Source organism: Pseudoalteromonas translucida KMM 520 (genome assembly GCF_001465295.1).
Classification (GTDB): domain Bacteria; phylum Pseudomonadota; class Gammaproteobacteria; order Enterobacterales; family Alteromonadaceae; genus Pseudoalteromonas; species Pseudoalteromonas translucida.
This window is the reverse complement of record NZ_CP011034.1, coordinates 1-14,518: the sequence shown is the minus strand read 5'-3', so window position 1 is coordinate 14,518 and position 14,518 is coordinate 1. Positions and strand designations below refer to the sequence as shown.

The 14,518-nt window shown below is 40.4% G+C and carries 11 protein-coding genes; 3 read left to right on the top strand and 8 right to left on the bottom strand.

The annotated features are described in order from the left end of the window. Positions 1-43: 43 nt before the first annotated feature. From fadB to tusA, 3 genes are all read left to right on the top strand, one after another. Positions 44-2,203 (top strand): fatty acid oxidation complex subunit alpha FadB, encoded by a 2,160-nt coding sequence (fadB, locus tag PTRA_RS00055; RefSeq protein ID WP_011326743.1) that lies wholly within the window; start codon positions 44-46, stop codon positions 2,201-2,203. A 4-nt stretch (positions 2,204-2,207) separates the two neighbouring features. Continuing rightward, positions 2,208-3,377, top strand: coding sequence for an acetyl-CoA C-acyltransferase FadA (gene fadA, locus PTRA_RS00050; protein ID WP_011326742.1), 1,170 nt, complete (start codon positions 2,208-2,210; stop codon positions 3,375-3,377). Positions 3,378-3,686: 309 nt separating this feature from the next. Next, positions 3,687-3,926, top strand: coding sequence for a sulfurtransferase TusA (gene tusA, locus PTRA_RS00045; protein WP_058372231.1), 240 nt, complete (start codon positions 3,687-3,689; stop codon positions 3,924-3,926). Between the two features lie 62 nt (positions 3,927-3,988). Here tusA and PTRA_RS00040 read toward each other — a convergent pair whose 3' ends face one another. From PTRA_RS00040 to dnaA, 8 genes are all read right to left on the bottom strand, one after another. After that, a complete protein-coding gene (locus PTRA_RS00040) occupies positions 3,989-4,513 on the bottom strand; it encodes an REP-associated tyrosine transposase (protein WP_058372230.1) in 525 nt (174 codons plus the stop codon). Between the two features lie 134 nt (positions 4,514-4,647). Further along, a complete protein-coding gene (locus PTRA_RS00035; protein ID WP_058372229.1) occupies positions 4,648-5,100 on the bottom strand; it encodes an early set domain-containing protein in 453 nt (150 codons plus the stop codon). Between the two features lie 95 nt (positions 5,101-5,195). Further along, a complete protein-coding gene (gene glyS, locus PTRA_RS00030) occupies positions 5,196-7,265 on the bottom strand; it encodes a glycine--tRNA ligase subunit beta (RefSeq protein ID WP_058372228.1) in 2,070 nt (689 codons plus the stop codon). A 2-nt stretch (positions 7,266-7,267) separates the two neighbouring features. Then, positions 7,268-8,170: a glycine--tRNA ligase subunit alpha gene (glyQ, locus tag PTRA_RS00025; RefSeq protein ID WP_011326737.1), complete on the bottom strand. Its 903-nt coding sequence runs from the start codon at positions 8,168-8,170 to the stop codon at positions 7,268-7,270. A gap of 140 nt (positions 8,171-8,310) precedes the next feature. Next, entirely contained in the window at positions 8,311-10,737 is a 2,427-nt protein-coding gene (gene gyrB, locus PTRA_RS00020) for a DNA topoisomerase (ATP-hydrolyzing) subunit B (RefSeq protein WP_058372227.1), read from the bottom strand. Positions 10,738-10,749: 12 nt separating this feature from the next. Further along, positions 10,750-11,844, bottom strand: a complete 1,095-nt coding sequence (gene recF, locus PTRA_RS00015) for a DNA replication/repair protein RecF (RefSeq protein ID WP_011326735.1) — start codon at positions 11,842-11,844, stop codon at positions 10,750-10,752. A 15-nt stretch (positions 11,845-11,859) separates the two neighbouring features. Beyond that, positions 11,860-12,963, bottom strand: a complete 1,104-nt coding sequence (dnaN, locus tag PTRA_RS00010) for a DNA polymerase III subunit beta (protein ID WP_058372226.1) — start codon at positions 12,961-12,963, stop codon at positions 11,860-11,862. 13 nt (positions 12,964-12,976) lie between these two features. Beyond that, positions 12,977-14,359, bottom strand: a complete 1,383-nt coding sequence (gene dnaA / locus PTRA_RS00005) for a chromosomal replication initiator protein DnaA (protein WP_041454303.1) — start codon at positions 14,357-14,359, stop codon at positions 12,977-12,979. Positions 14,360-14,518: the final 159 nt, after the last annotated feature.

Here is a 14,518-nt window from a genome sequence, read left to right as displayed (position 1 = left end):
ACTCATCGTACCAGTCTTAGTTCGTCAACTAGGGAGAATAATAATGTTATATAAAAGCGATTCCTTTGAAGTTAGCTTCATAAAGGAAAACATCGCCGAGTTTAAGTTTTGTGCTACAGCTTCTGTAAACACACTATCTCAGCAAACCCTTTCAGATTGCGCAACAGCATTAAAACAATTAGCTGCAAATACTGATATAAAAGGCATGATTTTTACCAGTGATAAAGAACACTTTATTATTGGTGCCGACGTATTCGAATTTTTACCTATATTTACTAGATCTGAAGCAGAACTAGTAACCTGGATAAAAGAAGCCACTGACGTTTTTGACGCTATCGAAGACTTACCATTCCCAACTCTAAGCGCTGTAAACGGCTTAGCACTTGGCGGTGGCTGTGAGTGGGTACTTGCTACCGATTATCGTGTAGCAAGCGAAACTGCACAAATGGGTCTTCCAGAAGTAACCCTTGGCATAATGCCTGGTTTTGGTGGCACAGTACGCTTACCGCGCATTATTGGTGCCGATAACGCCATGATGTGGATTACCTCAGGTTCTACTAACCGCGCAGCAGATGCCCTTAAAGTAGGTGCATTTGACGCAGTAGTTAGTGCTGACAAACTTATAGAGTCAAGTGTATCAACACTTGAACTAGCAATTGCTGGCAAGCTCGATTGGCAAGCAAAACGCAATGTAAAGCTACAACCACTTAAATTAAACCGTGTTGAGCAAGGCATGAGCTTTGCAATGGCTGAAGGCATGGTAATGGCTAAAACTAAAGGCCACTATCCTGCACCTGTAATGGCTGTAAAAACCATTAAAGCAGCTGCTAACTGTACTCGTGATGAAGCAATGGCAATCGAAAATGCCAACTTTGCTAAATTAGCAGGCACGCCAGAAGTTGCCGCGCAAATCGGTATATTTTTAGCCGACCAGTACATTAAAGGTAAATCACGTAAACTTGCTAAACAAAGCGATGTAGAAATTAAACAAGCTGCAGTGTTAGGTGCTGGCATTATGGGCGGCGGTATTGCATACCAGTCTGCTTATAAAGGTACACCAATTATAATGAAAGACATCCAACAGGATGCACTTGACTTAGGTATGGGCGAAGCCTCTAAGTTACTTGGCCAAAAAGTTAAACGTGGCCATATGTCGATGGAAAAAATGCTTGGTACGCTAAGCAAAATTAAACCGACCCTTAACGATTCTGATCTACAAAGTGCCGATATTATTGTTGAAGCCGTAGTAGAGAACCCTAAAGTTAAGCAAGCAGTACTTGCAGAGCTTGAGAAGACCATGCCAGAGGGCACGGTACTTACCTCAAACACTTCGACTATTTGTATTGATTTGCTAGCAGAAGCGTTAGATAAACCAGAAAACTTCTGTGGTATGCATTTTTTTAACCCAGTACCAAAAATGCCGTTAGTAGAAATTATCCGTGGTGCAAAAACCTCTGATAAAACCATTAACGCAGTAGTTGATTACGCGCTTAAATTAGGCAAGTCTCCTATTGTTGTTAACGATTGCCCTGGCTTTTTTGTAAACCGTGTTTTATTCCCTTACTTTGCAGGTTTTAGTAAATTAGTAGTTGAAGGTGCTAACTTTGCAAAAGTAGATAAAGTAATGGAAAACGTATTTGGCTGGCCTATGGGTCCGGCTTACCTACTTGATGTTGTAGGTATTGATACTGCTTTTCATTGTACTGGCGTAATGGCCGATGGCTTCCCTGAGCGCATGGCGCGTGCAGATAAAGACCCAGTGACTATTTTTGCTAACGAAAAACGTTTTGGCCAAAAGAACAAAGCTGGTTTTTATAAGTACGAAACAGATCGTCGCGGTCGTCTTAAAAAATCGCATGACGAAACTGCAATTGAGCTACTTAAGCCAATTACTGAAGCTGAAAAAGCATTCGATAAACAAGAAATCATTGACCGTTGTATGATCCCAATGCTTAACGAAGTACTACTTTGTTTACAAGAAGGCATTGTTGCATCACCACAAGAAGCTGATATGGCACTTGTTTACGGTGTTGGTTTCCCTCCATTTAGAGGCGGCGCGTTCCGTTACTTAGATCAAACAGGTTTAGCTAACTTTGTGGCAACTGCCGACAAATATGCTCACTTAGGTGCGATTTATCAAGTATCAGAGCAAACTCGTCAATGGGCCGAAGAAGGTCGTGTTTTCTATAAGGTGGAAGGTTAATATCATGAATAATCCAGTAATTGTAGATTGTATCCGCACACCTATGGGTCGTTCTAAAGGTGGCGTATTCAAAAATAAACGTGCCGAAGACTTAAGCGCACATTTAATGAAAGGCTTACTCGATCGCAACCCAGCAGTTGATCCAGCATCAATTGACGATATTTATTGGGGTTGTGTACAGCAAACATTAGAGCAAGGCTTTAACGTTGCACGTAACGCCGCATTACTTGCCGGTATTCCACATAGCGTACCTGCTGTAACGGTTAACCGTTTATGTGGCTCGTCAATGCAAGCATTGCATGACGCAGCTCGCGCAATAATGACCGGCGCTGGCGACACTTACCTAATTGGTGGTGTTGAGCACATGGGCCACGTACCTATGACTCACGGTAACGACTTTCACCCAGGTTTAGCAACAAGCATTGCGCAAGCTGCTGGCTCTATGGGCTTAACAGCTGAGTACCTAGCAACACTGCATGGCATTAGCCGTGAGCAGCAAGATGAATTTGCGTACCGCTCACATCAACGTGCTCAAGCTGCAACTGTTGAGGGGCGTTTTCGCCGCGAAATTTTAGCAATGGAAGGTCACGCAGCAGATGGTTCTCTTATCTTAGTTGAAGACGACGAAGTAATTCGTCCAGAAACAACGGTAGAAGGCCTATCAAAGCTTCGCCCTGTGTTTAATCCTGCATCGGGTACGGTAACAGCCGGAACTTCTTCTGCACTTTCTGACGGCGCATCTGCAATGTTAGTAATGAGCGAAGCAAAAGCAAAAGAACTTGGCTTACCAATTCGCGCACGCATTAAAGCAATGGCAGTAGCCGGTTGCGATCCATCAATCATGGGTTACGGCCCAGTACCAGCAAGTAAAAAAGCACTTGCACAAGCCGGTATTACAATTGATGACTTAGGCGTAGTAGAGCTTAACGAAGCCTTTGCAGCACAATCATTACCTGTAATGAAAGATTTAGGGTTAATGGATGTTGTTGACGAAAAAGTGAATTTAAATGGCGGCGCAATCGCACTTGGTCACCCTCTGGGTTGTTCGGGTTCGCGTATTAGCACCTCGCTTATTCACTTAATGGAAGATAAAAATGTACGATACGGTTTAGCAACTATGTGTATTGGTTTAGGCCAAGGCATTGCAACTGTATTTGAACGTGTTCAAGACTAATTAGTTTAAACATGTAAAACCATCTTGGTGATTAAAAAGGCGAACTGATTTTATGCAGTTCGCCTTTTTTTATTGGTTTATTTTTAGTTGTTTTATATGGTTAGATTAAAAAATCTGGAATACTGTGATCGGGTGTATTATTTGTTATTGCCAAGCTCTATTGATTAAGTCCTTTAATTAAATAAGATGTGTAACTTAGATATAGGTAAAATAGTTAAATTACGCTTTAAATTGCGCTAAACTCTGCAACTTATAAAATGTAAAACCCACATGCGCAGCAATCGCTTTAACTAAACAGGCAAATTTATTATGAGCTTTAATAACCCCGATCACCAATTAGATGCTATAGGTTTACGCTGCCCAGAGCCAGTGATGATGGTACGCGCTGCTATTCGAAAAATGAAGGACGGTGAAACGTTATTAATAACTGCTGACGACCCATCAACAACTCGCGACATTCCGAGCTTTTGTACCTTTATGGATCACACGCTGGTGGCTAAAGATGCAGAAGCAGCACCGTATAGGTATGTAGTTAAGAAAGGGCTTTGAACTGACGTAGGTTGGGTTGAGTATTACGAAACCCAACATATCTTAGAGTTATCGAAATAATTTCACTCATCATACATATTGTTTAACTTGTTATCACTTCCCCAAGTACTCGGTAACTTTAAATTTTTAACGTATCCATGAAAGCTTGAAAAAGGCCAATCACTGACTTTAGTAACGTATTTATGCTTCACGGGATTATAGTGAATATAATTAATATGGTTATCTAAGTCTTCTTCATTTCTAATTTTATGCTCCCAATAACGGCGCTGCCAAATTCCACGCTCCCCTTTATGTAATCTGCTTTGTTTACAAAACTCACCTGGTAATATCTGTCGAGAAAATTCAGATTTAATTAAACGCCAACGCATTGCGTAATTACTGTCGCCCTTTGGTAATTGCCAGATAGCATGGAGGTGGTCATGCATGATAACAATTGCAATCGTATTTACAGGATGCCTTTTAGTTATCTTCAAATAGACACGGCGTAATATTTCTATATTTTCAATAAGGAGAGACTGAGTTCTATCTTCTAAATTTAGAGTGAAAAAGTAATATGCGCCTGGCTCTAAAACACGTCGATAACGCATATCTATACCCAAATAGATGAAGTTATGAATAAGAGTATAGTGTAATTTTATGAGTAATAATAAAGGTAAGCTTGGGTCAAACTTACCTACAGATATTCGTTGGGTTTCGTTTCACTCAACCCAACCTACGAAAATTACTTCTTCGTTATCGTCACTTGTGGCTTGTCGTAATTACTGTAATCAATACTTACTATATAGGTGCCTTTTATTGCTGGCGTATAGCTAAAGTAGTTATAAATAGTATTACAGTCTGCAGTAACAGCTTGGCCTAAAGTTAGGCTTTGCCCTGCTGGCTGAGTATCGCTGTAGCCACAGTTGTAACCTTCACTAAAGTCGGCATCGGCAATTTTAAATTCGTATACTTTACCAGGCATTGAAAATTTAACTTCTGCTTGATACAGCGATCGCGCTACTTGGGTAAATTGGTACTGAGGCTCTGCATCCCATAAGGTAAAGTCGCCCCTTAAATACACGGTACGATCTAATTTTTGTTGTGGTAATACATCATCAAGCGTTATTTGCGTAGAACAAGCAGTTAAAAAACTAACAAGTGCTAAGGTTAAAATACGTTTTATTGGGCTTTTCATTCGAGATCCTTACTTTATATATGCAGGTTAATAATACACCAAAATTAAAACTAAAAAGCCAGCAAAACGCTGGCTTTTTACATTATCGAATAATGTTATTTTTGTAGTACAGAAATGTCTGCAATACCTAAAAACAATCCGCTTAACTGGCTTAAAAGCGCCAAACGATTTTGCTTAACCGCTTCGTCTTCCGCCATAACCATTACGTTGTCAAAAAAGTTATCAACACTTTGACGAATACCAGCCAATTGGCTTAATGCCTCTTGGTAATTGCCGCTAGCGTAAAGTGGTGAAAGTTCAGTAGCAAATTTTGCTACTTGTGCCGCAAGTACTTTTTCTGCGTCGTCGGTTAGTAAACTTTCATCTACATTACCTTCGCTGGTAATGTCATTTTTAGCAAGTATATTACTCACACGCTTATTAGCGGCTGCAAGCGCTTCTGCTGCGTCTAATGTGCGAAAATGGCTTACGGCTTTAACACGGCGATCAAAATCAACAGGTTTAGTTGGACGGCGTGCAAGCACAGCTTGAATCACATCTACTTCTATCCCTTCGTCTTGATACCAAGCACGGAAACGCCCTAGCATAAACTCAAACACATCGATTGATACATTAAGATTAGTTAGTTTATCGCCAAACAAAGTTTGCGATTTAGCAACTAGGTCTAAAATATCAAGCGGTAGCTCTTTTTCTACCATGATGCGCAGTGCACCAATAGCAGCACGACGTAAAGCAAACGGGTCTTTGTCGCCTTTTGGCGCTTGGCCTATGCCAAAAATACCCACTAAGGTATCAAACTTATCGGCAATCGCTACTGCGCAACTAATTAAGTTGCTAGGTAAGCTGTCGCCTGCAAAGCGTGGCATATATTGCTCATTTTGCGCTAATGCTACATCTTCAGCTTCGCCGTCAAAACGTGCGTAATGCATTCCCATAACACCTTGGATGTCGGTAAATTCCATCACCATTTCGGTCATTAAGTCAGTTTTACTTAATAAACCAGCACGCTGTGCTAGCTCTTTATCTGCACCAAGTTGCTGGGCAATATAACCGGCAAGCTCACTAATACGCGCAGACTTGTCTTTAAGTGTACCTAACTGTTTTTGGAACAATACGCTATCGAGAGATTCTAAACGGCTTTCTAGTGTTTTCTTTTTATCGCTTTCAAAAAAGAATTGCGCATCGGCTAAGCGAGGACGCACTACTTTTTCGTTACCCGAAATCACTACGCTAGGATCTTTACTTTCTATGTTAGACACAAACAAAAATTTATTTAAAAGTTTGCCGTTTTGATCTAAAAGCGGAAAGTACTTTTGATCGTCTTTCATCGTGTAAATAAGCGCTTCGGCCGGTACTGCCAAAAACTCTTCTTCAAATGTAGCCGTTAATGTTACTGGCCATTCTACCAATGATGTTACTTCTTCAAGTAAATCTTCATCCATAGCTACAACCGCATTTATTGCTTTAGCGGCGGCTTCTATTTGCGCTCGAATTTGCGCTTTACGCTGTTCGTAATCGGCAATAACGTAGGCTGATTTTAAAACATCAAAAACGTCATCAGCATGGTTAATGGTAATTTTTTCAGGATGATGAAAGCGATGTCCTTGAAGCTGGTTATTTACCTGCTTACCCAGCACTTCACCTGTTACTAACTCATCACCCAATAAAACAGTTACCGTATGCACTGGACGAATAAATTGTGTTTTATTCGCGCCCCAACGCATTGGCTTAGGAATAGGTAATTTAGCCAGCGCTTTATTAATAACGTCAACCATGAGCGTTTTAGTTTCTTGCCCTGCTACTTTAGCAAGGTGCAGCAACCACGCGCCTTTGTCGGTTTCAAGTGTTTGCGCATCTTTTACTTCAATACCACAACCACGTGCCCAACCCATTGCAGCCTTAGTAGGATTGCCGTCTGCATCAAACGCTGCCTTAATTGCTGGGCCGCGTTTTTCTACTTCTTTATCTTGTTGTTTAGCATCAAGCGCTATTACGCGAAGGCCCAAACGACGTGGTGATGCATACCAGCTTACGCCTTGATGCGCTAATTCTAATGCTTCTAGTTCTGCAGTTAAGTTTGCAGCAAATGCTTCTGCTAATTTACGCAGTGCTTTTGGTGGCAACTCTTCGGTGCCAATTTCTACTAATAAGTTTTGTGCTGACATGCCTACTTATCCTTACACAGCGGGAAACCAAGCGCTTCGCGTTTATCATAATAACTTTGTGCACACGCTTTTGATAAAGCACGAACGCGCAGTATGTAACGTTGACGTTCGGTTACCGAAATTGCGTGGCGCGCGTCTAATAAGTTAAATGCATGCGACGCCTTCATTACTTGCTCATAAGCCGGTAACGGTAAGTTTGCTTCAATTAACTTTTGGCTCTCTGCTTCACATTTATCAAACTGAGCAAATAGGTCTTCTACGTTGGCGTGCTCAAAGTTATAAGTAGATTGCTCTACTTCATTTTGATGAAACACATCGCCGTAAGTAACACGCCCAAGCGGGCCATCAGCCCATACTAGGTCGTAAATACTGTCTACGCCCTGAATATACATGGCTAAGCGCTCTAGGCCGTAAGTGATTTCGCCAGTTACCGGTGAGCACTCAATGCCGCCCACTTGTTGAAAGTAGGTAAACTGAGTTACTTCCATGCCGTTTAACCAAATTTCCCAACCTAGGCCCCACGCACCTAAGGTAGGTGATTCCCAGTTGTCTTCAACAAAGCGTACTTCGTCTGTTAAGGTATCTATGCCTACAGCCGCTAAAGAGCCTAAATAAAGCTCTTGAATGTTATCTGGCGAAGGCTTTAGCACAACCTGAAACTGGTAGTAATGCTGCAAGCGGTTTGGGTTTTCGCCGTAACGGCCATCGGTAGGTCGACGGCACGGTTGTACGTATGCACTCGACATTGGCTCTGGGCCAATCGATTTTAAAAATGTTTGCGGGTGAAATGTCCCAGCGCCCACTTCCATATCAAGTGGTTGAATAATAACGCAGCCTTGCTGCGCCCAATAATCCTGTAAAGCCAGGATCAAACCTTGAAAGGTTTTAACGTCATATTTTTGCATATTTGGCTTTTTACTATCTGAGAAGTAGCGTGAAAATTACCCTCAGTATACCTTGTGCACACGCAGGTTTTAAGCAGTTTGTGCAATTGAAAAAATAAAAAAGGAGCCATTGGCTCCTTTTTTGTGAGTAGTATTGCTAATTATACGTCTAGGTTAACTACACGTAGCGCGTTCTGTTCTATAAACTCGCGGCGAGGTTCTACTTGATCACCCATTAGCGTTGCAAATAACTGATCGGCAGCTACTGCATCTTCAACAGTTACCTGCAGCATACGACGTGCATCGGGATCCATTGTAGTTTCCCACAGCTGGCTAGGGTTCATTTCGCCCAACCCTTTATAGCGCTGTATATAGAGGCCACGCTTAGATTCAGCGATTAGCCATTCTAAAGCATCCACAAAGTTATCAACAGGTTGTGTTTTCTCACCGCGTTGAATATAAGCGCCTTCTGTAATGATATTTGCAATGTTTACGCCAGTAACAGCAATGCGCTGATAATCGCGTGAAGCAATAAAGTCATAATGAAGTACGTGCGCTTTATCTACACCGTGCTGACGAATTTTCACTACTGGGTAGTATAAGTTACGCTCAGTATCATGCTCTGTTGCAGCTTGGAAAATAGTAGCATCTTCATCACGAGCAATTAAGTCATCAACTAATTCTTTAGTCCATGCTATTACTTTAGTTTCATCTGAAAGATCTTCTTTTTTCAGTTCACTTTGGTAAATAAGACGGTTCATTACAGTATTAGGAAACTTACGTTTTAGACGCTCAATTACCTTAACGGTATTTTGATAATCGTGAACAATTTTTTCTAGCGCTTCGCCTTCAATACCGCTTGCATCTGTACTGGTGTACAAAGTTGCATTATTTAAAGCAAGAGTTGTTAGGTATTCAACTAGTGCTGGATCATCTTTAATATAACGCTCTTGCTTACCTTTTTTCACTTTATAAAGTGGTGGTTGGGCAATATAAATATATCCGCGCTCAACAATTTCAGGCATTTGGCGATAAAAGAACGTAAGTAATAAGGTACGAATGTGCGAACCATCCACGTCAGCATCCGTCATGATAATGATACGGTGATAGCGCAGTTTTTCAGGATTATATTCATCACGACCAATACCACAACCTAATGCAGTAATGAGTGTTGCTACTTCTTGCGATGAAAGCATTTTATCAAAACGTGCTTTTTCTACGTTTAATATTTTACCTTTAAGCGGAAGAATAGCTTGGTTTTTACGGTTACGTCCCTGCTTGGCTGATCCGCCAGCAGAGTCTCCTTCCACTATATATAGTTCTGATTGTGCTGGATCTTTTTCTTGGCAATCGGCTAACTTACCAGGTAAACCGGCTAAGTCCATTGCACCTTTACGACGTGTCATTTCACGTGCTTTACGTGCAGCTTCACGCGCACGTGACGCATCTATTATCTTACCTACAACAATTTTGGCATCTGTTGGGTGTTCTAATAAAAACTCAGTGAATTTTTCAGCCATTGCTTGTTCAACCGCAGACTTAACTTCGCTCGAAACTAGCTTGTCTTTAGTTTGTGATGAAAACTTAGGATCAGGTACTTTAACACTTACAACAGCAGTTAAGCCTTCACGAGCGTCATCACCCGTTGCATTACTGGTTGTTTTAGCTTTTTTGTTAAAGCCTTCTTTTTCCATATAGTTGTTAAGTGTACGTGTTAGCGCAGATCTAAAACCGGCTAAGTGAGTACCACCATCACGTTGTGGAATGTTATTTGTAAAACAGTATATGTTTTCTTGATAAGCATCATTCCATTGCATTGATACTTCAACAACAATACCATCTTCTTCACGCGTATGCGTAAAGTGAAATACACCTTTATGTATAGGTGTTTTATTACGGTTTAAATACTCTACAAACGCTCTGATACCGCCTTCGTATTTAAAGTGATCACTTTTATTCTCTTCGCGCTCATCATTTAAAATAATGCTTACGCCAGAGTTTAAAAATGAAAGCTCGCGTAAACGCTTAGCTAAAATATCGTAATGAAAATCTAAGTTAGTAAATGTTTGATCACTTGGCCAAAAACGTAACTCTGTACCTGTTGTGTCTGCGTCACCAATTACAGCTAATGGCGCATCTGGTACACCATGAGTGTATGTTTGCTCATGAAGTTTACCTTCACGGCGAATTGTTAATTTAAGCTTTTCTGATAATGCGTTAACAACCGATACACCAACACCGTGTAAGCCACCTGAAACTTTATAAGAGTTATCATCAAACTTACCACCGGCATGCAGTACCGTCATGATTACTTCGGCTGCAGATACACCTTCTTCTTCATGAATTGAAGTTGGGATACCACGGCCGTTATCTCGTACAGATACCGAACCATCTAAGTGAATCGTTACAAAAATATCATCACAATGACCTGCTAAGGCTTCATCTATAGAGTTATCGACGACCTCAAACACCATGTGGTGTAAGCCCGTGCCATCATCGGTGTCCCCTATATACATTCCAGGACGCTTTCTTACTGCGTCTAATCCTTTAAGTACTTTTATACTCGACGAGTCATAATTCTCAGACATGGTTAATCCCACTTATCTTGTTATTAGGTTGCCATGTTTCACGTGGAACATTTGCAGTTCTCGTTGCATGGGTTCCACCACAGCAGAAATACTTTCAGACAAAATTGAAGATATAAAAATTTGAGAACTGCAGTGAGCTAATAATTGCCCCACTTTCTCTTTTGTATCTTCGCTTAACTCTGAAGGTAAATCATCTATTAGCAATATAGATTGCTTATCTGTCTCTGACTCAATTAAGCTATTTTGCGTTACTTTTAACGCATAAAGTAATAGCTTTAATTGTCCACGAGAGAAAATATTCTCAACGCTACTGCCAGCGACACTAAAACTAAAATCAGCCTTATGAGGCCCTTTACTGGTAAAACCTTGGCGAGCATCTCGCTCAAAGTTTAACTCTAATGCATCGCTAAGAGATTCGCTCTCTTTCCAACCGGCATTAAAGCTTATTTCTAAATCGCGTATTAGCGTTAATTCTGCACACATTTTATCAAAAAACTGCTGCTTAAACCTACTTATATACGCCATTCTTAATTTATTTATTTGCTCAGCCAGTCTAACAAATTCTTTGTCCCAAAACTTAATTTGGTCAAAATAATTCTTTGGCTTACTTTTTAGTAGCGCATTTCGTTGTTTTAACACTTTATTGAACGATTGCCATAAAAAGAAGAACTCATGTTCCACGTGGAACAAACCTAAATCTAAAAACTTTCTACGCTCTTTAGGCCCACCAAAAAATAACGAATAGCTCTCTGGAGTAATTATTTGTACCGGCATAAGCTGTGCAAGTTCTGATATTTTTCGGCTCGCCTTACCTTGTATTTTTAAATTAGTTTCGCCCGCTTGGGTTTTACTAATACCAATAGGAATAGATAAGTCGTGTATTGCTTTGCGGCCATGAATTACAAACTGCTCTTGCTGATGCGCAATAATACTTTTATGTTTTGATGTTCTAAAAGATTTGCCGTGTGAAAGGTAATAAATAGCTTCTAAAAGGCTGGTTTTTCCGCTGCCGTTTTCACCATAAATTATATTAACGCCGTTAACTGGTTCTAGCGTCAGCGCCTCAATATTACGAAAATATTTGAGGCTCAAATGACTTAAGCTCATTGGGTACTTATAGTCTTATAAACGCATAGGCATAACTACGTACATTGCTTCTTCATCGCCTGCACCTTCAATTAGTGCGCTGCTGTTTGAATCGGCCAATGTAAACAGTACATCTTCTGTTTTTAATGTGTTTAATACATCAAGTACATAAGACACGTTAAAGCCTATTTCTAGGTCGGCGCCTTCGTAACCTACCTCTACTACTTCCTCAGCTTGTTCTTGCTCAGGGTTATTAGCAGTAATTTTTAACAAACCATTGGATAAATTTAAACGCACACCTCTAAACTTTTCGTTAGATAAAATAGAGACTCGCTGAAACGCACTACGTAACCATTCGCGATTAGCAGTAATGACTTTATCGCCACCACGAGGTAACACACGGCGGTAATCAGGAAAGCGCCCATCAACTAACTTACTAGTAAAGGTAAACTCTATGTCGATAATACGAATATGGTTAGCACCAAACTGAATAGTTACGAGTTCTTCGTCGGCTACCATAAGGCGCATAATTTCTTGCACCCCTTTACGAGGTATAATTAGCTGGCGCTGCGTATTAAGCGATTGCTTTAATTGCTTTTGTGCAATTGCTAAGCGGTGTCCATCAGTGGCTACTGTTTTAATGTCAGTATTGTCTACTTCAAACGACATACCATTTAAATAGTAACGTACGTCTTGATTCGCCATCGAAAAATGCGTGCTTTCGAGTAATTTACGCAGCTCTAAACGCGTTAGTTGAAACTCAACTTCGCCATCCCACTGCTCTAAATTAGGAAAGTCTTCGGCGGCTAAGGTTGTTAACGAAAAACGACTTTTACCGCTGGTTAGTAATAACTGATGCTCTTGTAAGCTTAACGTTAGGTCTGAACCATCTGGTAGGCTTTTACAAATATCGAGTAATTTTTTAGCCGGTAATGTTAACTTAGTATCGGCAATATCATCACCTACAAACACGGTTGCAACGAGTTCAATTTCAAGGTCGGTACCTGTCATTGAAAGCTGCCCGTTTTCTACTACTAACAATACGTTAGATAAAATTGGCAATGTATGCTTACGCTCAATAGCGCCCGATACTTGCACTAATGGCTTTAAAAACTGTTGTCTTGATATTGTTATTTGCATAATAAAGTCAGCCTTAAGATGACAATGTTCTTATTAAATTTTGGTAATCTTCTTTAATTTCGTGGCTTTCATCACGTAGTGATTTAACCTTACGACACGCATGTAATACAGTTGTATGATCGCGGCCACCAAAAGCGTCTCCAATCTCAGGTAAACTGTGATTGGTTAACTCTTTAGATAATGCCATAGCAACTTGTCGAGGCCTTGCTATAGAGCGACTACGGCGCTTAGACAGCAGATCAGAAATACGAATTCTGTAATACTCAGCCACAGTGCGCTGTATGTTATCTATGGTAACTAGCTTATCTTGTAAGGCAAGTAAATCGCGTAGCGCTTCTTTTACAAAGTCGATAGATATAGGACGACCGGTAAAGTTAGCATTGGCAATTACACGATTAAGCGCACCTTCTAATTCGCGTACATTAGATCGTAATTTTTTAGCAATAAAAAAGGCGACTTCGTGCGGCAAGTTAATTTTACTCTGCTGCGCTTTTTTCATCAATATAGCAACGCGTGTTTCAAGCTCAGGAGGCTCAATTGCAATAGTTAAACCCCAACCAAAGCGCGATTTAAGTCTGTCTTCAACGCCTTCTATCTCTTTTGGATAACGGTCCGAGGTTAAAATTATTTGCTGGTTGCCTTCCAATAACGCATTAAAGGTATGAAAAAACTCTTCTTGTGAGCGTTCTTTGTTAGCAAAAAATTGAATGTCATCAATCATTAGCGCATCAACACTACGATAGTAACGCTTAAACTCTTCAATCGCGTTATTTTGCAGTGCTTTTACCATGTCTTGTACAAAGCGCTCTGAATGCATATAAACTATTTTTGCATCTGGCTTATTAGCCAAAATACCATTACCTACAGCATGCAATAAATGCGTTTTACCTAAACCTGTACCACCGTATATAAATACAGGATTAAAAGCGGCACCTGGATTATCTGCAACTTGTGTTGCTGCTGCTTTTGCTAACTGGTTTGATTTACCTTCAACAAAACTGTCAAAGGTATAATTTTCTTTTATATTCGATTTATATTCAGATTTGGGCGCTGGCTCTACAACAGGTTTTGGTTGTCGTGATTGTTGTTTGGCTTGTGTAGTTGGTGCCGATTGCGTTCCAGCAACAGATACAGGCTGTGCATTTAATAAAGGCTTACTGCCTACATCAAAACGTAGCTCTGGAGCTTCAACACCACAAATCTCTACTAATAATTCATTAATTCTATTTAGGTATTTTTCTCTTACCCAATCTAGTACAAAGCGATTAGGTGCATAAATCGTCAAGGTATCTTCGGTACTTTCTGCTTGTAGTGGTCGCACCCACATACTGAACTGCTGCGAAGGCAATTCATCTTGCAATACATATAAACAACTTTGCCAAACCGACAGATACACAGTCAAACTCCCAGAGATATAATTTTTATTCCCGCACATCATTAATGATTAAAAATCACCTCTGTAATGCGTTTAAATGGCCCAATAAGCGACCCAAGACCGGCTATTATGAAGACACTTTATCCACAAGTAAAAGACTGATTTTTATAAAATTGTTGA

Bases quoted from the DNA above. Each gene is read 5' to 3' on its own strand.
- fadB (WP_011326743.1), top strand. From the start codon at position 44: ATGTTATATAAAAGCGATTCCTTTGAAGTTAGCTTCATAAAGGAAAAC.
- fadA (WP_011326742.1), top strand. From the start codon at position 2,208: ATGAATAATCCAGTAATTGTAGATTGTATCCGCACACCTATGGGTCGT.
- tusA (WP_058372231.1), top strand. From the start codon at position 3,687: ATGAGCTTTAATAACCCCGATCACCAATTAGATGCTATAGGTTTACGC.
- PTRA_RS00040 (WP_058372230.1), bottom strand. From the start codon at position 4,513: ATGCGTTATCGACGTGTTTTAGAGCCAGGCGCATATTACTTTTTCACT.
- PTRA_RS00035 (WP_058372229.1), bottom strand. From the start codon at position 5,100: ATGAAAAGCCCAATAAAACGTATTTTAACCTTAGCACTTGTTAGTTTT.
- glyS (WP_058372228.1), bottom strand. From the start codon at position 7,265: ATGTCAGCACAAAACTTATTAGTAGAAATTGGCACCGAAGAGTTGCCA.
- glyQ (WP_011326737.1), bottom strand. From the start codon at position 8,170: ATGCAAAAATATGACGTTAAAACCTTTCAAGGTTTGATCCTGGCTTTA.
- gyrB (WP_058372227.1), bottom strand. From the start codon at position 10,737: ATGTCTGAGAATTATGACTCGTCGAGTATAAAAGTACTTAAAGGATTA.
- recF (WP_011326735.1), bottom strand. From the start codon at position 11,844: ATGAGCTTAAGTCATTTGAGCCTCAAATATTTTCGTAATATTGAGGCG.
- dnaN (WP_058372226.1), bottom strand. From the start codon at position 12,963: ATGCAAATAACAATATCAAGACAACAGTTTTTAAAGCCATTAGTGCAA.